The organism is Pseudomonas sp. OVF7, from assembly GCF_030644265.1.
Classification (GTDB): domain Bacteria; phylum Pseudomonadota; class Gammaproteobacteria; order Pseudomonadales; family Pseudomonadaceae; genus Aquipseudomonas; species Aquipseudomonas gorinensis.
Genome location: NZ_CP128996.1, coordinates 1,358,238 through 1,378,046 on the forward strand (window position 1 = coordinate 1,358,238; position 19,809 = coordinate 1,378,046).

Genomic DNA, 19,809 nt, shown 5'->3' on the forward strand with positions numbered 1-19,809 from the left:
TCAGAACAATTGTTCAGAATTGCAATGCCCGGCGTAAATGTGAATGTGGGAGCGGACTTACCTGCGAAAAGGAGGTATCAACCGGCATCTACGCCGGCTGCTTGACTCCCTGCCGCGGGCACTCCCGCTCCCACACTGTTTATTTCAGGCTGGTGTAAAAAATACTTACTGCGCGCCGCTCATCGCACCGACTTTTGCCATCACAAACCCGATGAATTGTTCGACGGTCATTTTCTGGCCGTTGAAGGTCACTTCATTGTTGGCGTAGTGCAGCTTGGACACCACGTCGCTGCCTACCAGGGTGGCGAGCTGAGTGCCAACCGCCATGCCGCTGACCATCTCGGACGCCATCTGGGATTGCTGCTCAATGGCTTGAGGATCGGTCACGCCACCCAACTGCGCCTGCAACGCGGAAACGTCGGCGATCATCGGCTTGGACAAGGTCAGGTTGGCATCCAGCTGCGAGACCATCTGCTTGCCCAGCTCAACCGGTGGCAGCTCCATGGAGGAAGGCTTGGCCAGGTCCAGCACCAGGTTGAATTTGCTTTCGCCGTGGGTGGTTTTCAGGGACAGGTTTTCCAACGCGAGATGGGGCTTGGCGGCCAGTACCTGGTTGACGTTCGCCTCGGCCAGGGCCTGCTCGGCTTCGCTCAGTTGCAGCTCAGGTGTGGGTTGGCCCGCTGCGGCAGCGGCTTGCACCGGCTGCATCTTGTCCTGGTAGAGCTTGGTCAGCACCAGCATGGCCGGGATGTCGACATTCTTCATGCTCAGGGCCATGGCCGCCGAGCCCACGGGTTTGCCCTGGTAACCGATCTCGTCGATCTTGTAGTCGACACGGCCGGCCAGGTTGTTGTCCTTGGTTTCGCTGGAGTCTTTCTGCTCGAAGCCTTTGACGGTCAGCACGGCTTTCTGCGGGCCGAAGGTGAACTTGCTGTCGGTCAGCTCAACGGTGTTTTGCCCGGTGTAGAAGCCAAAGGTGGATTTTTCCAGGTTGCTGGCGATGGTCAAGCCAGCCAGTTCGGCCTCGAAGGCGTCACCCTTGGCATCGACCGCTGCGATTTTGAGGCTGTTCATGAAGCCGTCGGCCTTGACCTTCTGGCCTTCGGCGGTGCTGTCGAAATTCATGTTGGCGCCGGAGAAGCTCACCGAAGACTTGTCGTCCTTGAACGCCAGGGGCAGCAATTCGATGTTGCCGTTGACCGAGCGGCTGTAGCCGATATTGGCCACGCCTTTAAGCGGCGACACGTCTTTGGCGGCGGCGAACCATTTCTCGGTGGTGGCGTTCTTTTCCAGTTCGTAGTGACTGGTGGCCATGACCGGCAGCCATTTGAGCGTGACCAGGCGCGAGATCGGCAGCGGGCCGTGTTCGATATGGTCGACGAAGAGCAATTCGGGGTTGGGGTTTTCTTCGCCAAACACCGAGCCTTGGCCCTTCAGGCGGTAGTGCGCGGTGCTGCTGAACACGCCACGCTCCAGGGACACCAGCTCCAGGGCCACGGTGCCGTCGACGCCAGCCATGGAGCGCTGCAGTTCCTTGTTGGCGTCCTGCACCGCCGTTTGCAGCACCGGCTCCAACTGTTTACCGGTGTACCAGGCGCCGCCTGCACTGACGACGCCAACGGCGACCACAAAACCCAAAAGAACGACTGCTGGCTTATTCATGAAGTGACCTGATCAAATCCTGTGAGAAGTGGGCTGTCTTCCTTGAACCCCGAGTGAGGTTGGCTCAAGCCCGCCGAAAAGCGGGGGGAAGATTAGCACTGGCGGCCGCGAACGGCCCAGCTTTTCAGAGGGGTAAGGTCGGCACTTGGTTCACGAGTACTCCAACTCGATTTCATCCAACTGGTGGTCAAAACTCTTCAGGCGCGCTGTCCAGGTGTACACCAGCACCTCGAATTCACGGTGAATCACCGCATTGCCGGGGGTGTCGGACTTGGGGTCGCAGAAGTCCAACTGATAGCGCTCCCGGGCCATCTGCGTGGCGACATCGGACAATTCCCGCGCGTTATTCAGCCAGTGCCTACCCTCGTCTACCTGCCGGTCGAGCAGCACGCATTGTTTCTTCAGGATTTCGAGGCTTTTTTCCAGAGGCGTGCCGGTGAGGTCCCCCATGACTTCCTGGAAAGTACGCCCGGGCTGCCAGTAGCTGCCCCAGAAATAGCGGTCGAACACGGTTTCGACACGGCGCAGGGCGACCTTGGTGTCCCAGATTGCAACCCGGGTCTTACCCTGTTCGAGGAGTTTTTTCTTCACTCGTTGGTTCTGGTAGGACGCCCAGGCCACCACGCCGATGGACAAGGTGCCGATGACCAGGCAGGCACTGTCGAGAAACACCATGGCCTTGTCGAGTTGATGGGCGAGCATGACGCCGTAGAAATACGCGGCCGATAACAACACCAGTGCGAAAAGCACGCACCAGAAAGCGGGAGCATAAGGGTTTTTCATTATTGGAATCCCCATGAGCAAACGCGAGCAGTGTCAGGGGAGCGTCACCGCGCTCCACCTGACAAAGCATAGTCATTCGCTCAGGGTTTGCTGGCCTGTGAGGCTTGCGTTCGTCCGCTTTCCCAGCCGCCGCCCAGGGCCAGGAACAGATCGATCTGGCTCATGGCAACCTGGGTGTTCGCCGCCGCCAGTTGCGCGCGCATCGCGGTGTAGGTGCGGGTGGCTTGCAGGTCGGCGAGGAACGATTCGCGGCCGGCCTTGAAGAACCGGTGGGTCTGGTCCGCAGCCTCTTGGGCAGAGTGCTCGGCGTCAGCCAACGCCTCGCGCCGCTGCAAGACGGCGGTGTATTGCGCCAGGCCGGTCTGGGTTTCACGGATGGCGTTGAGCACCACGCCGTCGAAATGCGCCAGGGCGCCCTGGGTCGCGGCTTCGGCCTCGTGGATGCGCGCACGGGCGCCGTTGGTCGGCACCGTCCAGCTGATCATCGGGCCGAAGCCCCAGCGGTTGGTCGCGGGCTGGCCGAGGTTGTCGAGCAGGCCCACGGTGCCCACCGTGGCGCCGATGGCGATGTCCGGGTACAACGCGCCGGTGGCCACGCCGATACGCGCGGTGGCGGCGGCCAGTTGGCGTTCGGCCTGGCGCACGTCGGGGCGACGCTTAAGCAGTGCCGCACCATCGCCCACCGGTAACAATTGAGCGATGTGCGGCAGCTGGGCGCAGGTGCCGGTACCCGCCGGCAATTGGTCCACGGGCTTGGCCAGCAGCATCGACAGGCGGAACAGCCCGGCCTGGCGCGCCGCTTCGTAGCGCGGCATGTCGGCGCGCAAGGATTTGTACTCGGTTTGCGAACGGGTGACCTGGGTTTCATCGCCACGGCCCGCGTCGCGCAGGCGTTGGGTCAGCTGGGTGCTCTGGGCTTGCAGGTCCAGGGACTCGTTGGCAATCGCCAGCTCTTCGTTGGCCGCGCAGACCTGGGTGTAGGAGCGCACCACATCGGCCACCAGGGTGATGCGCGCAATATCCACGGCGGCCTGGGCCGCATCGGCGCTGGCCTGGGCGCTTTCGATGCCACGTTGCAAGGTGCCGAACAGATCGAATTGATACGAGGTGGTAATGCCTACGCTGCCGATGTTATCCACCGGCACTTTGTCCGCCTGCAAAAACGCTTCGCCGGATTCCTGCAGGCGCTGCACCTCGGCCTTGGCGCCGGCACTCCAGCCGCCGGCGGACTCAGCCTGTTGGGTCTGATAACGCGAACGCTGCAGGTTGGCGGCAGCCACGCGCAGGTCGGTGTTGGAGGCCATGGCCTGGCGCACCAACTCATCCAGGCGCGGGTCTTGGTACAGCTTCCACCAGTCCGCCGGCACCGGCGCCGACACCACGTTGTTGCCCTCCCCCAACAGTTGCCCTTGCAGGTCACCACGGTTGATGGCGGCCTTGTCCGGCAGTTGGTAATCCGGGCCGACCACCTGGCACGCCGACAGCAATACACCCAGCCCCGCGGTGGCCAACAGCGCCGCCGGTTTCATGGTTGTTCTCCCTGCTGCGCCTTGGCCGCGGGCTTGTCGCCGATGATCGACACCGTCGCCGTGCGCCCGGCGATCATGCGGAAGTCCGCCGGCACGTCATCGAACGCAATACGCACCGGAATCCGCTGGGCCAGGCGCACCCAGCTGAATGCCGGGTTGACGTTAGGCAGCAGGTTGGAGCCGCTGCTGCGGTCTCGGTCCTCGATCCCGGCAACAATGCTCTGCACGTGGCCGTGCAGGCGCGCGTTATCGCCGATCACGCGGATGTCGACGCCCATGCCGACGTGGATACCGTCGAGCTTGGTCTCTTCGAAATAGCCGTCGATATGGAACGAGTTACTGTCCACCACCGACAACACCGGGCGGCCGGCAGTGACGAACTCCTGGGTACGCGGCGCGCGGTCGTTGACGTAGCCGTCGACCGGGCTGCGGATCACCGAGCGGTCGAGGTTGAGTTGGGCCGAATCCACCGTGACTTGCGCCTCGGCCAGGGCCGATTGGGCACGGGCGACACGGGACTGGCTTTCTTCCAGCTGCTCGCTGGGCACCAGGTTGCCCAGGCCCCGGTTACGCTTGTACTCGCGCTGGGCCTGGGCCAGGGTTTCCTGGCGGTCGGCCACGGCAGCCTGGGCCTGGCGCAGCGCCAGCTTGAAACGGTCCTGGTCGACGGCGAACAGCACCTGGCCTTTGCTGACCAACTGGTTGTCACGCACGTCGACCCGCTGGATCAGCCCGGACACGTCCGGGGCGATCTGCACGATGTCGGCGCGGATGTGGCCGTCACGGGTCCAGGGGGCAAACATGTAGTACATGACCATGCGCCACACGACGACGACCGCAAAGGTCACGATCAATAACGTCAGGACTACACGGCCGATGGTCAAAAAAGGTTTTTTCATGTCATCAGGTATCGACTGAGTGAGTCCACCGCGCCCAGCAACAGCGCGTAGAGCCCCACATTGAATAATGCCCGGTGCCAGACCAGGCGATAAAAGTGAATGCGCGTCAGCAAACCGTGCACCACCAGGAACAACACGTAGGTAATGCCCATCAGCACCAGCAACGTGGGCAGGAACACCCCGCTGATATCCAGATCACCGATCATAGAGGCGCTCCATCGGGCAACGGCGCTTCCATCTCCGTGCCGCCAATAAATTCCACGCCGGGCAACAGCGCCAGGCGCAGGCCAGCCAGTGCATGCAACAGATGCAGGCGGGTGTCGTCTTCGTCTTGCAGGCCTTGCCCGTTGAGGGCACGACGTGTGCGGTCGAGGGTCATCAGCAGACCGCTGGGCGCGGGCAAGCGTTCACCCGCCTTGAGGCAGGCCTTGAAGTAACCACCCACGCCGTCCACCACCTGGTTGAGCAGCACCCGAGGCACGCCGAGGATGCGCGGCGAATAGGCCAGCAGGTCGAGCAGGTTCAGCGCCACGCGCAGATCACGCAGGGCGATGCCGGTGTCCTGGCCGATGATGGCCAGGCGCGGCAGGTGCTGCATCAGGCGGTCGAGCATTTGCGCGGCCAGGTAACGTTGCTCGTTCAGGGTCGAGGGCTCGGTCATGCCGACGATGTCGTTCCAGCTGAAACGGGTCAGGCGCTTGGCCGCCAGTTCGGCGCCGAAGGGCCGGGAAACCAGGGTCCATACAAAGGCGAACAGCAGGCCCACGGGCCCGGCCAGGTTGACGTTGGCGAAGTTGAGGAAGTCCGCGTCGTAGGCACCCTGGATGCTGATGAACGATGAGGTATTCACCAGCGTCAACAGCATGCCCAGGTAAAAACGTGGCTGTACCGTGAGTGTGCCGATGCAGATAAAGGGCACGGCGAACGCCAGCACCAGCATCGGGAAATCGTGCAGGTTGGGCAACACCAGGAACAGGTACAGGCTGGCGAACAGCACCGACATGGCGGTCCAGAAAAAGAACCGGTAGATCTGCGGTGCCGGGTCGTCCATCGAGGCGAAGAAGCTGCAGGCGACGGCGGCCAGGATCACCGCACTGCCGCCGTCGGTCCAGCCCAGCAGTATCCACAGCACCGAGGCGACGATGATCGCGGTCACAGTGGAGAACGCCGAATAGAGCATCAGCCCACGGTCGAGGAACGGCGTCAGCCGGCCCAGGCGCCAGTGGCGGTAGACGGCGCGCCAGGTGTCCTGGCTTTCACACTGGATGGCCGCTTGCAGGCTGCGACAGTCTTGCCACAGGTCGATCCACTCGCCCAGGCGGTACAGGGCGTTGGAAAACAGCAGCGTATGGCGGTCGTCCAGCGCTTCACCGTGGGGTTGCAGGGCGTCGACCTGGTCGCGCAGGGCGCGCCAGCGGTCCAACGGCGCGGACTCGGTGGTACTTAGCAACCATTGTTCCGTCGCCTCCAGCAACGGCGCGAGCGCGGCGAGAAACTCCGGCGCTCGGTGCTCGATGGCGTACAGCGCATCGTCGAGCGCATCCACCACCGGCAGCAGATGAATCATCCGCCCGCGCAGTTCCTTGGTGTTGCGTACCGTCTGCGGCCGCGCGCCTTCATGGGGCAACTGGCCGATCATCAATTCGAGGGTGTTGAAGGTGGCGACCATGCCACCGCGCAAAGTGCTGACTTCTTCCGGCGTTATGTTGCGGGTGAGAAAGCGCTGGCTGTAGACCTGCGCATCGCTGAACCACTTGGCGACCGAGCCATCGAACACCGGCATCAGGCGCCGGGGCCAGAACATCGCGCCGACCACCGCGGCGACCGCGATGCCGAGGAATATTTCCTCGGTGCGCGCTTCAGCCACGTCCCACACCGCGAGCGGGTTATCCACCACCGGCAGGGCGATCAGCGGCAAGGTGTAGCCGGCCAGCATCAGCGCGTAGTTGTTGGCGGTACGCAGGTGCATGGAGAGAAACAACAAGGTGCCCGTCCACAAGGCAATCACCACCACCAGCAGGTAGGGTGACTGTACGAACATCGGCACGAACACCACCGCCGCCGCCGCGCCCATGAAGGTACCAATGGCACGGTAAAGCGCCTTGGAACTGGTGGGGCCGACAAACGGGCTGGAGACGATATACACCGTGGCCATTGCCCAATAGGGACGCGGCATTTGCATGAGCATGGCGATGTACAGCGCGATCATCGACGCCGCGAAAGTGCGTACGCCGTAGAACCAGTCCTTCGCCGGCGGCAGGCCGGTGAAAAAACCGCTCAAGATGTCACACCGGCAGGGTGTTGATGGGCCGCTTCAAAAGCACGCAGTACACGCAACGCAGCCTCCATGTCCGCAGGGGCAATCTCGGCCAGCACTTCGCGCCGCAGGCGCACCAGTTGCACCTCCACCGCCTGCACCAGCTCGCGACCGCGCTCGGTCAGGCTCAGGGCCTTGGCACGGCGATCGTGGACGTCTTCGGTGCGGCACACATAGCCGCTGCTGCACAACTGATCGAGCAGGCGCACCAGCGACGGGCTTTCCATCCCTGACGCCTGGGCGACTTTCACTTGGTGCACACCATCGCCCAGGCGACCGATCATCAGCAACGGCACGGCGCAGGCTTCTGAAATACCGTAGCTCACCAGCGTGTTCTGGCAGATTTTGCGCCAGTTACGGGCGCCCACCACCATGCTGCTGCTGAGGTTCATCTGGAGTTGTTCGAGGGATTGAGGCACTGGATAGTTCGCATACTGTTAGTTTGCTAACTATCAATATGGCGGAGAGATCAAATTGCGTCAAGTTTTGAAACAATTTAGCGGATAGGTGGTGGGAGGGTCGGATGTTCAGCAATCGCATAAGCCATGTGGGAGGGGGATTGCCCCCCTCCCACATTTGGATCGGTGTCGGCTTCAGACAACTTTCAAAAGATTTTTTTACCCCCCTCGCCCACTCCGCAACATCAGATTCAACTCATCCACCACTTCCGCCCAATCCGCGTCCTCGCAGATTTCATCGCGCAAAAACGCTCTCTGGCTGTCCGTCCAAAAAAACGCATCCGCCAGATGCAGCTCCGGCTTAAGCGGTGAATGAGCCGCCACAAACTGTTCGATACTGACCCGGTCATCGGCCAGCCCAAGCTGTTTGAACAGTGACGGCAAGCTGTGCACAGGCGATTCCATGGCGGGCTCCTAAGAAGACAATTCCCCAGAGTCTAGTTCAGGCGCCAGCCAGGCCAACAACCGTTCGACGCTCTGTTGTGTCGACAGCACGCCGGTGTCCAGTACCAGCGAAGCGTGGGGCGGTGGCTCGTAGGGCGAACCAATGCCGGTAAACCCCGGTAGCTCACCCCTGCGGGCGCGGGCGTAATGACCTTTGGGGTCGCGCCGCTCACAAACCGCCAGCGAGGCACTGCACCACACTTCCCGATAATCGGCCCCCAGGCGTTGGGCGAAGACCGCGCGCAATTGCACCAGGGGCGCAATCATCGCCAGGATCACGATTTGCCCGTTGTCCACCAGCAGCGCCGCCAGTTCGCTGGCGCGGCGGATGTTTTCCAGACGGTCGCCGTCGGCAAAGCCCAGGTCTTTGTTGAGCCCGACGCGCAAGGCGTCGCCGTCGAGCACGATGCTCTGGCGGCCTTGTTCGAAGAACGCGGCCTGGAGGCCCTGGGCCAGGGTCGACTTGCCCGAGGCGGGCAGGCCGGTGAGCAGGATCGCCACACCCCGATGGCCATTGCGCGCCTCGCGTTGACGGCGGGTGATGCTCGCCGTGGGCGCTACCAGGTTATTGGGCGACGGCACGCGGCACCGGTGCGCTGATGTTGCCGGCGGCCCAGGCCGATTCACGGCTGGCCAGGGCGGTGGCGATGCTTTGCACGCGGTCGGAGTCCAGTTGCTCCGGCAGCGGGTCGAGACCGGCGCTGGCGAAGATCTGGCCGTAGGCGTTGCGCAGGTCGGCGTAAGCCAGGTCGCGGCGCAGGTCGGCTTGCAAGGTACTGAGCTCGCCCTGGATCAGGTCGAGTTCGCCCAGGCCAGCCGCTTCGTGTCGATTGCGCAGCTGGGTGAGGATTTGCCCGTCAATATTGGCCAGTTGCTCGCTGATCTTGAACTGGCGCACGGCGTCCTGGAAGTTGGCGTTGGCCACATAGATCTGCGCCAGCACCGCGATAGACATGGCCTGGCGCCTTGCGGTGGCGACTTCTTCACCGGCCTTGGCCACGTCGATGGCGGCGGGCGCGGACATCACGTTAAACAGGTTCCAGGTGATTTTGGCGCCGTAGTCGGCCCAGCGATTGTCCACCAGGAACGAGTTGCTGTCGTAGTGGCCACCGGCGGAGAACTCCAGGCCCGGCAGCAGGCGCAACATGGCCTTGCGGGTTTCGGCGGCGCTGATGCGGCTCTGGTAATCCTGCTCGCGCAATTCCGGCCGATTGGCCAGGGCTTCCTGTTCCAGGCTGGCCAGGTTGACCTTGAGCTGGGGCACGGTGTAGTCGTCCGGCGTGGCCAGCCTCAACTCAGTCCCCATGGGCAAGTTGATCAGGGTCGCCAGCTCGGTCTTGGCCAGGGACAAGGCACGGCGCTGTTCCTGTAATTGGCGTGTGGCTTCGATCAGCGAGCGTTGGTAGCCAAGGGCCTGGACCGGGTCGCCGATGCGCTGCTCGCTCATGCTTTGGCTATCGACCTGGGCTTTGTCGACCCGCGCCATCAGGCTATCGATCTGGGTCAGCAAGCGCTCGGCCGCCACGGCTCGCCAGTAGGCCGAGCGCACGTCCTGGACGATGGTGTTGATGACCTTGCGCCGACGTTCCTGGATGATCAGGCGCTGGTCACCCTGCTGCTTGGCGCTGATGTAGCTGACACCAAAGTCGAGTACGTTCCACACCATGGTCAGGTCCGCCACGCGACGATCGCGGTCCTGGGAGGTCGACGGCTCCAGGGACTGGGTACCGGTGAGCACGCTCTGGCTGCTGGAAGCGTTGGTGTTATTGCGTCCGGCATAGCCTGCGGACAAGGCCATGCGCGGCAGCATGTCGAAGCTGGAGAGATCCGATTGGCGTTTGGCCAGGGCCTCTTCCATCACCTTCAAACGACCTTCGAGGTTGTATTTGACGGCGCGAGCCATGGCCTGGTGCAGCGTCAACGCGCCGCTCAACGGCTCCTGATCCTTGTACATGCCGTGCAGGTCGTTGCGGGCTCGCTGCTCGCTGACCCTGCGCTCAATCGGTTCGCTGGTGACTGCACAACCGCTGATCGCCAGCGCCAGCACACTGGCACCGAACAACTTATGACGTGTCTTCATCCTTGTAATGCCCCTGTTACTACGCCTGGAGTTAAGTGTGTTCAAGCCTGCATTTCGCTGATGCCGACTTGTTGCAGTGCGTGCGCCAGGTCCATCACTTGGCGCTGTTCTGTGTCTTTGAGCTGCTGCAATTGCTGGCCGAGGCTCGGCGCGCCAAACATGCCGCGCGCCCCCTGGACCGGATCGCCCGGGCCTTTGATCGATGGGTTGTCGGACGCCTTGAGGGGGCTATCGTCACCGTGGGTTTCGCGATTGAACAGGCTCGACAAGGTGCTTGAACCAAACACCCCGCCATCGCCGCCGCCCAAGCCCAAAAAGCCGCTGGCGCTGCTGTCACCGGCCCTATCGGTGCCGAATACCTGGGCGATATAGCTGGGAGCCAAGGCACCGTTGCGCAGAAAGATGCTGCCCACCGGCGGCAAGCCCGCCCCCAACTCACGTTGCTCGAACAACGGCGGGAAGCCGACGGGTAAACCGAGGACGCCCGTCGGCCGGCCAAACACGATCGGTTGCAAGGGTGGGTTCGGTGCGCCTTGAGGCGGTGCCGGATCGGTGACGCGGAACAATGGGTCGCCGGTCAGCGCTACCGTGTTGATCGCATAGTTGTTGGAGTTGGCATAGCCGCTGCCCGCGTTGCCCGACAGGTCATTCACCAAGCGGTTATCGAGGGTGATGAAATTGCTCGGGTCATTGAGGTTGGCCGTTGGCGTCAAGGTCGCAGTCCAGGTCTTGCCACCGTCACCGGTAACCAGGTTGGACAAGCTGCCGTTGGCCACGCTCAGGGCATCCAGATTAAAGCCGCTGACTTTCTCGCTGAAGGTGAACGTCACGGTAGTCGTCTGGCCGACGGTCAAGTTCGGGTTGGCGATACTGATGGTCGCGGTAGGGCGCTCGCCATCGATCGCGTAGTTATTCGAGATCGCGATGCCGGTGCCAACGTTACCCGCCGTGTCGTTAACCTGGCCGGCATCCAGCACGATCAGGTTGGTCGCATCGGTGATGGCGGCGGTCGGCGTCAGGGTCGCGGTCCAGGTTTTGCCGCCATCATTGCTCGCCAGGTTGGACAGCACGGCATTGGCGACACTCAGGTCCGAAAGATCAAACCCGGTGACGGCCTCGCTGAAGGTGATGGTCACCAGCGAAGTGGCACCGATGTTCAGGCTGTCGTTGGTAACGACTATGGTTGCCGTCGGCCGCTGGGTATCGATGGCGTAGTTGTTGGAATCGGTGCTGCCGCTGCCGGTATTGCCCGAGCCGTTCTGAACGCCGCTGTTGTCGAGGGTAATCAGGTTGGTGGCGTCGGTGACGTTGCTGGTCGGCGTGAAAGTCGCCGTCCAGGTAACACCGCCGTCGCTGCTGCTCACAGTCGTCAAGGTGCCGTTGGCAATCGTCAGGTCGGCGTTGGTGAAGCCACTGACCGCTTCGCTGAACGTGATGGTGACCAATGAGGTCTCGCCGATATTTAACGCATTGTCCGCCACCACGATGGTCGCGGTTGGGCGTACGGTGTCGACGGTGAAATTGACCGAGTTGGTGGTGCCTGTGCCGACGTTACCTGCCAGGTCGGCGATGCCCGTGTTGTTCAGGGTGATCAGGTTGGTGGTGTCCTTGATACCAGCGGTCGGAGTAAAGGTGGCAGTCCAGGTCACCCCGCCATCGGCACTGCTCACCGCCGTGAGGGTGCCATTGGGCACGTTCAGGTCACTGTTGGTGAAACCGGTGACCGCCTCGCTGAACGTGATGGTCACCAGCGACGTTTCACCGGCGACCAACGCCGTATCAGCGAGCACGATGGTCGCGGTCGGCCGCTGGCTGTCGACGGCGTAGTTGTTCGAGTCGGTGGTACCGCTGCCGGCATTGCCCGCCAAATCGGTGACACCGGTGTTATCCAGGGTGATGACGTTGTTTGCATGAGTCACCCCGTTCACGGGGGTCAGCGTCGCGGTCCAGGTGATGCCACCATCGTTGCTGCTCACCGCGCTCAATGTGCCGTTGGCAATCGTCAGGTCGGCATTGGTAAAGCCGGTGACCGCCTCGCTGAAGGTGATGGTCACCAGTGAGGTCTGGCCGATGCCGAGGGCTGAATCGGTAACCACAAGGGTGGCGGTTGGGCGCTGGGTATCGATGGCGTAGTTGTTCGAATCGGTAGTGCCCGTACCGACGTTACCGGCCAGGTCGTTGACGCCCGTGTTGTTCAGCGTGATGAGGTTGGTGGCGTCGGTGACGTTGCTGGTCGGCGTGAAAGTCGCCGTCCAGGTGATACCGCCGTCGTTGCTGCTCACCGCGCTCAACGTACCGTTGGCGACGCTCAGGTCGGCGTTGGTGAAGCCGCTGACCGCTTCGCTGAACGTGATGGTGACCAGGGACGTGCCGCCGATGTTCAGCGCCGGGTCGGCAACGACGATGGTCGCGGTCGGCTGCGCGGTATCGATGGTGTAGTTGTTGGAGTCGGTCGTACCGCTGCCGGCGTTGCCCGCCAGGTCGGCGATGCCGGTGTTGTTCAAGGTGATGAGGTTGGTGGCGTCGGCGATGCTGGCACTCGGGGTGAACGTGCCTGTCCAGGTGATACCGCCATCGTTGCTGGTCACCGCGCTCAATGTGCCGTTGGCGACGCTCAGGTCGGCATTGGTGAAGCCGCTGACCGCTTCGCTGAAGGTGATGGTGACCAGTGACGTGCCGCCGATGTTCAGCACCGGGTCGGCGACGACGATGGTCGCAGTGGGCCGCACGGTATCGATGGCGTAGTTGTTCGAGTCGGTGGTACCCGTGCCGGCATTGCCCGCCAGGTCGGCGATGCCGGTGTTATCCAGGGTGATGAGGTTGGTGGTGTCGGTGATACTGGCGCTCGGGGTGAACGTGCCTGTCCAGGTGATACCGCCATCGTTGCTGCTCACCGCGCTCAATGTGCCGTTGGCAATCGTCAGGTCGGCATTGGTGAAGCCACTGACCGCTTCGCTGAAGGTGATGGTGACCAGGGAAGTGCCGCCGATGTTCAGCGCCGGGTCGGCGACGACAATGGTCGCGGTGGGCCGTACGGTATCGATGGCGTAGTTGTTGGAATCGGTCGTACCGCTGCCGGCATTGCCCGCCATGTCGGCGATGCCGGTGTTATCCAGGGTGATGAGGTTGGTGGCGTCGGTGAGGCTGGCGCTCGGGGTGAACGTGCCTGTCCAGGTGATACCGCCATCGTTGCTGGTCACCGCGCTCAACGTACCGTTGGCGACGCTCAGGTCGGCGTTGGTAAAGCCGGTGACTGCTTCGCTGAACGTGAATGTCACCAGCGACGTTTCGCCGATTTTCAGCGCCGGGTCGGCGACGACGATGGTCGCGGTGGGCCGCGCGGTATCGATGGTGTAGTTGTTGGAGTCGGTCGTACCGCTGCCGGCGTTGCCTGCCAGGTCGGCGATGCCGGTGTTGTTCAAGGTGATGAGGTTGGTGGCGTCGGTGATGCTGGCGCTCGGGGTGAATGTGCCTGTCCAGGTGATACCGCCATCGTTGCTGGTCACCGCGCTCAACGTACCGTTGGCGACGCTCAGGTCGGCGTTGGTAAAGCCGGTGACTGCTTCGCTGAACGTGAATGTCACCAGCGACGTGCCGCCGATGCTCAGCACAGGGTCGGCGACGACGATGGTCGCGGTGGGCCGCACGGTATCGATGGCGTAGTTGTTAGAGTCGGTCGTACCGCTGCCGGCATTACCCGCCAGGTCGGCGATGCCGGTGTTATCCAGGGTGATGAGGTTGGTGGTGTCGGTGAGGCTGGCGCTCGGGGTGAACGTGCCTGTCCAGGTGATACCGCCATCGTTGCTATTCACCGCGCTCAATGTGCCGTTGGCAATCGTCAGGTCGGCATTGGTGAAGCCGCTGACCGCTTCGCTGAAGGTGAATGTCACCAGCGACGTGTCGCCGATTTTCAGCGCCGAGTCGGCAACGACGATGGTCGCGGTCGGCCGCGCGGTATCGATGGCGTAGTTGTTGGAATCGGTCGTACCGCTGCCGGCATTGCCCGCCAGGTCGGCGATCCCGGTGTTGTTCAAAGTGATGAGGTTGGTGGCGTCGGTGAGGCTGGCGCTCGGGGTGAATGTGCCTGTCCAGGTGATACCGCCATCGTTGCTGGTCACCGCGCTCAACGTACCGTTGGCGACGCTCAGGTCGGCGTTGGTAAAGCCGGTGACCGCTTCGCTGAACGTGAATGTCACCAGCGACGTGTCGCCGATTTTCAGCGCAGGGTTGGCAACGACGATGGTCGCAGTCGGCCGCGCGGTATCGATGGTGTAGTTGTTGGAGTCGGTCGTACCGCTGCCGGCGTTGCCCGCCAGGTCGGCGATGCCGGCGTTGTTCAAGGTGATGAGGTTGGTGGCGTCGGTGAGGCTGGCGCTCGGGGTGAACGTGCCTGTCCAGGTGATACCGCCATCGTTGCTGGTCACCGATGTCAGGGTACCGTTGGCAATCGTCAGGTCGGCATTGGTGAAGCCGGTGACCGCTTCGCTGAACGTGATGGTGACCAGGGAAGTACCGCCGATGTTCAGCGCAGGGTTGGCTATTACCACGCTTGCGGTCGGGCGCACGGTGTCGATGGTGTAGTTATTGGACGTGGTAGTACCGGTGCCCACGTTGGTCGAGGTGTCGGTGTAGAGCGTGTTGTCCAGGGTAATGACGTTGGTGCCGCTGGTGACGCCAGCCGTCGGCGTGAAGGTGGCGGTCCAGTGGATGTTATCGCTGGTGGTCAGGCTGCTCAGGGTGCCGTTGGAGGCCGTCATGTCGGCCAGGCTGAATCCGGTCACCGCTTCGCTGAAGGTGATGTTCACCACGGAGGAGCCACCGAGGTTCAGCCCGGGGCTGGCCACGGCGACTGTCGCCGTCGGCCGTACCGTATCGACGGCGTAGTTATTGGAGGTGGAGGTACCGCTGCCCGCCAGACCATTCGACACGCCGGTGACACCGGTATTGTCCAGCACGATATGGTTGCTCGCGCTGGTCACGCTCGCATCTGGGGTGAACGTCGCCGTCCAGGTGAGGCCGCCATCATTGGAGATGACGCTGCTCAAGGTGCCGTTGGAGACCGTCAGGTCGGCGTTGGTGAAACCGGTGACGGCCAGGTTGAAGGTAATGGTCACCTGCGAAGTGCTGCCAATGTGCTGGGCAGCGTTTGCCACTACGATGGTCGCGGACGGCGTCGGTGCGTAGGCGGTGTTCACTGTACCGCCGTCGTTGAAGATATTGTTCACGGCAGCCACGGAGGCACCCGTGCTGCCTCCACCCAACGCCGGGCCACCGGAACCGCTGCCACCGACGTTGCCGCTCATGGCCGCAAAGTTGGCGGCCGTCATCAACAGCGTGCCTTTGTTCCAGATCGCACCAACGCCTTTGCCCGCCGCGCCGCCCGAGTCTGCTGAACCCCCCAGGCCACCGCCACCACCGCCACCTCCGCCGGCCGCGATGTTATTGGAGATCACCGAAGTGCCGACGACCGTCAGGGTGCCGGAGCTGGCGTTGTAGATACCGCCACTGGCCGAAGCCCCTGCCCGGCCAGGCTTGTCCCACCCGGAACCGCCACCGCCGCCGCCAATGGAAATAGTGCCGTTGTTTGCGGTGCCGCCGGCACCGCCATTGCTGTAGTTGGCGGCCCCCACGCCACCCGCGCCGCCGCTGCTGCTGCCACCACGGCCGCCCATATAGTTCGGGTTGTAGCCGCCACCATTGCCACCGGTGTTGGCGCTACCGGACGTCCCACCATAAACGCCGGTACCGAAGCCCGAAGTGCCGCCATGGCCGCCGGCCTGGCCGCCAAGAGCACCGCCGCCGCCGCCGCCACCACCCACCGCGCCGCCAACATAGGGCGCGGTGACCCCACCGCCCCCGCCACCGCCCGAGGCCGCGTTGCTGGTCACCCTGACATTGTTCAAGGTCAGGTTGCCGAGGTTGACAATACCGCCGCCCATTGCCGCTGTGCCGTCGACACCCGCCGCTGCGCCATTACCCGCCGCCAGGCCTTGGGTGATGACCAAGCCATCCAGCGTCGCCGTCACACCGCTGCCCACCCTCAGCACCTGAGTCTTGTACTGCCCGCTGAGGGTCACATCCGCCACACCGTCGTGGTTCAGATCACCGGCGATGGTGACGTTTTTGCTGATGACCAATTGCGAGTTGAGGTTAACCGTCATGGTGGTACTGAACGTGACGGTATCGCCGGACACCGAATCGCTCAGAGCCTGGCGCAATGAGCCGACGCCACTGTCACCGTTGTTGACCACCGTGATCGTGGCCAACCCGTACTGGTACGCCGACATCGCCTGGTACGACAACGCGGTATGGCTCTCGATGGAGCCGGTGGCAATTTCCAACGTCCAATCGCCACCCTCGCCGGTGCGGTTGCTGGACGCGGCAATATCACGGCCGGTCAATTGCGCCAGGGAGTCGACGAAGTTGAGCCCTTTGCTGTCCCCTGCCGTGTTGCACGCGTAGATCAGAATGTCGCCACCCACATTCATGTCCTGGCCGATCTGCGCCAGCACTTCGCTGCGGGCCGCGATGTTGTCGGCCGACAAATAGGTGCTGCCCAGCCACAAATCGCCGGTGTTGCCGTGGGCGAGGATCTGCACCGAGCTCACGCCCTGGTGGCTGCCCAGATAATCGGCAATCTGCTGCAGACCGTCTTTGCTGGCATCCAGCTGCACCACCTCGGTGCCGGGGGCGACGCCCTTGAGCAAGTTGGCGGAGTCTTTGACCCGGGCGTCGACGAACACTACGGTCTGCCCCGGAACGGCAACCGGCGCCGGTGTGGCCGGCGCGTCGGTTTGCCCATGAGTGTCTTTGCTGGCGGTGGCGTGCTCGGTCGTCGGCGCCTTGGCGGCCGCGTCGGCAGTGGCATGGCTGTCCGCCTGGGCGGCATCGGCCACAGTGGCGGCCACCGCGCCGTCAAACAACATGCGCGGTTCCAGGAACATGATCATCGGCGTCGCCAGAGGGTTGGCGCCTGTTGTTGTCTGCCGTGCCTTACCTTTGCTCCACCACATGCTGCTCACCCGTTTGTCGAATGCTGATACCCGCAATGAAAAAAACCGCGATCAGCCGATCGCGGCATCGGCTTTGGTGCGAATTACATTGGCGGCGCTCAGGCTGCCATCCCGCCAGAAATCCATATGCGCAAACTGCTCGAAGAGGTCCGGCGGCAGGATCGTACGCCGAGGCTGCAAAGCGACCTTGGGCTTGACCCGATGCAACCCGCTGACGCCCAGAGCCTCGTCGAAGTCCGGCGCGTCATAGCTGAGGTTGTCGAAGTCATGCTCGAACCACGGCTGCTCGATAAATTCGTAGACCAGCCGCATCACGCGCTCGGGCGCCTGGGATAGCAGGTCGTAGTCGACGATCAACATGGACCCGGCGTTTTCACCGTAGTACGCCTCTTTGAGGGCCGACCAGGCATAGCCCACGAGGCGATTGCGCTGGCCCAGGGTTTCGACACGGCTGTATACGGTGTTGCGCTCGATGTCGTCGTTGAACAGCTTGGTGTTCTCGAACGGATTGGCGCGATAGAGGCGTTCCAGGCTGTCCATGATCCACGCCACGTTGCGCACACAGGCAATGACCTTGGCCTGGGGAAACAGGTCATGCAGGGCGGGCATGCGCGCGCACCACTGGCGGTTGGTGTCGAACACCACCGGGGTGGAGGGTTTGTCGCCGTAATAAGCATCGAACAAGCCGCGCAACAGGCGGCGGCGGGTGTCCGGATCAATGACCGAGCCAAACTCGCTGCCGGCGCTGCACTGCGCCAGCACACCATTGAACAACGACCCTATGGGACTGCTCATGCCGGCGCGAAAGCGTGGGTTCTGCAACAGGATTGCAGAGAGCAAGGTCGAGCCGGAACGCGGCAGACCGGAGATAAAGTGATACTGCAATCCTTTCACCACTTTGTAGGACAAATCCATTTATGGTGGAAGCGTAGTAGAGGATTGCAGGGTCAACTAGTGTTCATTTGCCACTATTTCGGCATTTTCTCAATGCCAATTCGCGATTAGCGACAGCCCTCCGGCTGCGAAGGCTCTGGCCCGCGGCAAAGCACGAACAGGCGTGCCCTGGCTCCACCGCCATCCTGGCGCAAAAGTTCGCGCCAATCGGTGGGAATCGGCGCGAAATCGTCCGGCAAATCAGTGCTGCTGATCAGCCAGACGCGGCGCGTATCCGCCGGTAAAGCCGACAGACTATCGAGGTAGATACGCCCGCCGTCCTGGTCCACCAGCGTACCGAAGCCATACGCGTTAGGCCGGGTCGACGTGCCATCCGGTTTGGGCGGGGTATAGAGCTGCAATTGGGCGTCAGTCTGGTCGTAATACACGTAGCTCAAGTACCACAGCATGTCGCTAAGGACGATGCGGTCGCCTTCCTGATAGTTACGGTTGACGAACTCCACCGGCACGTTGAAATTATCGCGGTCGTCCACGGTTGCATTGCTCTTCAGCCCCAGCAGTTCCACGCTGATAAATAGCACCAGGAACGCGGCGCCCCAGCGTGACAGGCGTTTGGGCAGGCGGTCGATGGCCAGGGCCACCATGATCGGCAAGCCAAGGGCATACGCCGTGAGGTAGCGCTCGATGAACACCGGGGAAATAAACGATACCGCATACACCAGCAACAGCGGCAGCAGGAAGAATAGCGCCAGCAGGCAGGCCGGCCGATGGGCTTCGCGATCACGCCAGGCGGTCACCCCCACGACGGCGATCAGTAGCAGCGGGAACGACCAGAACAATGGTGTCCAGAAACCGATGCCCTCGTCCTGGAGCATGAACTGCCAGATCATCGACGGGACGGAGATCAGCGTGACCGGGTCTTCCCAGCCGATATCCCCCCCGGTCTTGAGCTGTTCGACGTGCTGCACCAGGTCCACCAGGTTGGGCAACCAGGGCAAGTACAGCACCACAATCAGGACATTGGCGCACCACCACGCTGGGCGCAGGAGCAACCGTCGGCCAGGTGCCTGGGACGAGTACAACAACCCCAGGTAGGCCCAATGCACCATTACACACAAGGCCATGAAGTAATGGGTATAGAAACCGGCCGCCATCAGCAGCACATAGGCCGCCAGGTAGCGCGTGCGCTCGGGGCGGCGCACCCAATACACCAGCGCCAGCGTCGCAGCCAGCAGCCACACGGCCAGCAGCGAGTACATACGCACTTCCTGGCTGTATCGCACGGCAGTGGGGTACAGCGCCAGCAGCACACCCGCCAGCACGGCGGCACGATAGGTGGACAGTAGCCGCGTCAGCCAGATACCCAGGCCCACCGCGACCACGCCGGGAATCGCGCTCATGCCGCGAATCGACCAGATGCCGTCGCCAAACAGGCCGATCCAGCCGCGCAGCATGAAAAAATACAACGGGGGGTGCACATCATGGGCCGCGTGGAACCACAGGTCGTCTACCGCGTATTCGCTGAGCAGCAGGCTCGAACCTTCGTCACCCCAGATCGCCGCTGCTGTCAGGCCATAAAAACGTACGGCCATGGCCAGCGCCAGAATCGGCACCCACCATAGCCGGCTGAGCCAACCGGCACCCGCCCAGGCAGCCGAGAGGCGACTGACTGCGGGAAAAACCCCAACTTTGTCGTCTTGTTCTACCACGGACCGTCGCACCTCAATTCC

General features: G+C 62.7%; 13 protein-coding genes. All 13 read right to left on the reverse strand.

What is annotated here, in order from left to right; all coding sequences use genetic code 11:
- Positions 1-165: 165 nt before the first annotated feature.
- Entirely contained in the window at positions 166-1,662 is a 1,497-nt protein-coding gene (locus QU606_RS05975) for a YdgA family protein (protein WP_304998217.1), read from the reverse strand.
- Between the two features lie 150 nt (positions 1,663-1,812).
- Positions 1,813-2,445 (reverse strand): NADH:ubiquinone oxidoreductase subunit N, encoded by a 633-nt coding sequence (locus QU606_RS05980; protein WP_069074964.1) that lies wholly within the window; start codon positions 2,443-2,445, stop codon positions 1,813-1,815.
- An 80-nt stretch (positions 2,446-2,525) separates the two neighbouring features.
- Positions 2,526-3,974, reverse strand: coding sequence for an efflux transporter outer membrane subunit (locus QU606_RS05985; protein ID WP_024072691.1), 1,449 nt, complete (start codon positions 3,972-3,974; stop codon positions 2,526-2,528).
- Positions 3,971-4,873 (reverse strand): efflux RND transporter periplasmic adaptor subunit, encoded by a 903-nt coding sequence (locus QU606_RS05990; protein ID WP_024072690.1) that lies wholly within the window; start codon positions 4,871-4,873, stop codon positions 3,971-3,973. Before QU606_RS05990 ends, QU606_RS05985 begins: the two co-directional genes overlap by 4 nt.
- Positions 4,870-5,079 (reverse strand): DUF1656 domain-containing protein, encoded by a 210-nt coding sequence (locus tag QU606_RS05995; protein ID WP_016969155.1) that lies wholly within the window; start codon positions 5,077-5,079, stop codon positions 4,870-4,872. The genes QU606_RS05990 and QU606_RS05995 overlap by 4 nt, the downstream gene beginning before the upstream one ends.
- The gene (locus QU606_RS06000) at positions 5,076-7,154 is read right to left on the reverse strand and encodes an FUSC family protein (RefSeq protein WP_102625409.1); all 2,079 of its coding nucleotides are present in this window, start codon (positions 7,152-7,154) and stop codon (positions 5,076-5,078) included. The genes QU606_RS05995 and QU606_RS06000 overlap by 4 nt, the downstream gene beginning before the upstream one ends.
- A complete protein-coding gene (locus QU606_RS06005) occupies positions 7,151-7,582 on the reverse strand; it encodes a MarR family winged helix-turn-helix transcriptional regulator (protein WP_024072688.1) in 432 nt (143 codons plus the stop codon). Before QU606_RS06005 ends, QU606_RS06000 begins: the two co-directional genes overlap by 4 nt.
- Positions 7,583-7,807: 225 nt before the next feature.
- Positions 7,808-8,053, reverse strand: coding sequence for a DUF2789 domain-containing protein (locus QU606_RS06010; protein WP_024072687.1), 246 nt, complete (start codon positions 8,051-8,053; stop codon positions 7,808-7,810).
- 9 nt (positions 8,054-8,062) lie between these two features.
- Positions 8,063-8,674: an adenylyl-sulfate kinase gene (gene cysC / locus QU606_RS06015; protein WP_024072686.1), complete on the reverse strand. Its 612-nt coding sequence runs from the start codon at positions 8,672-8,674 to the stop codon at positions 8,063-8,065.
- Complete coding sequence (locus tag QU606_RS06020) at positions 8,658-10,172, reverse strand: TolC family protein (RefSeq protein ID WP_304998218.1); 1,515 nt, start codon at positions 10,170-10,172, stop codon at positions 8,658-8,660. Before QU606_RS06020 ends, cysC begins: the two co-directional genes overlap by 17 nt.
- Positions 10,173-10,213: 41 nt before the next feature.
- A complete protein-coding gene (locus QU606_RS06025; protein WP_304998219.1) occupies positions 10,214-17,185 on the reverse strand; it encodes an Ig-like domain-containing protein in 6,972 nt (2,323 codons plus the stop codon).
- A gap of 51 nt (positions 17,186-17,236) precedes the next feature.
- Positions 17,237-18,100, reverse strand: a complete 864-nt coding sequence (locus QU606_RS06030; RefSeq protein WP_024072683.1) for a sulfotransferase — start codon at positions 18,098-18,100, stop codon at positions 17,237-17,239.
- A gap of 86 nt (positions 18,101-18,186) precedes the next feature.
- Positions 18,187-19,800, reverse strand: coding sequence for a glycosyltransferase family 39 protein (locus tag QU606_RS06035; protein WP_304998220.1), 1,614 nt, complete (start codon positions 19,798-19,800; stop codon positions 18,187-18,189).
- Positions 19,801-19,809 lie beyond the last annotated feature (9 nt).

Bases quoted from the DNA above. Each gene is read 5' to 3' on its own strand.
- QU606_RS05975 (WP_304998217.1), bottom strand. From the start codon at position 1,662: ATGAATAAGCCAGCAGTCGTTCTTTTGGGTTTTGTGGTCGCCGTTGGC.
- QU606_RS06005 (WP_024072688.1), bottom strand. From the start codon at position 7,582: ATGAACCTCAGCAGCAGCATGGTGGTGGGCGCCCGTAACTGGCGCAAA.
- QU606_RS05995 (WP_016969155.1), bottom strand. From the start codon at position 5,079: ATGATCGGTGATCTGGATATCAGCGGGGTGTTCCTGCCCACGTTGCTG.
- QU606_RS06030 (WP_024072683.1), bottom strand. From the start codon at position 18,100: ATGGATTTGTCCTACAAAGTGGTGAAAGGATTGCAGTATCACTTTATC.
- QU606_RS05990 (WP_024072690.1), bottom strand. From the start codon at position 4,873: ATGAAAAAACCTTTTTTGACCATCGGCCGTGTAGTCCTGACGTTATTG.
- QU606_RS06020 (WP_304998218.1), bottom strand. From the start codon at position 10,172: ATGAAGACACGTCATAAGTTGTTCGGTGCCAGTGTGCTGGCGCTGGCG.
- QU606_RS06010 (WP_024072687.1), bottom strand. From the start codon at position 8,053: ATGGAATCGCCTGTGCACAGCTTGCCGTCACTGTTCAAACAGCTTGGG.
- QU606_RS06025 (WP_304998219.1), bottom strand. From the start codon at position 17,185: ATGTGGTGGAGCAAAGGTAAGGCACGGCAGACAACAACAGGCGCCAAC.
- QU606_RS05985 (WP_024072691.1), bottom strand. From the start codon at position 3,974: ATGAAACCGGCGGCGCTGTTGGCCACCGCGGGGCTGGGTGTATTGCTG.
- QU606_RS05980 (WP_069074964.1), bottom strand. From the start codon at position 2,445: ATGAAAAACCCTTATGCTCCCGCTTTCTGGTGCGTGCTTTTCGCACTG.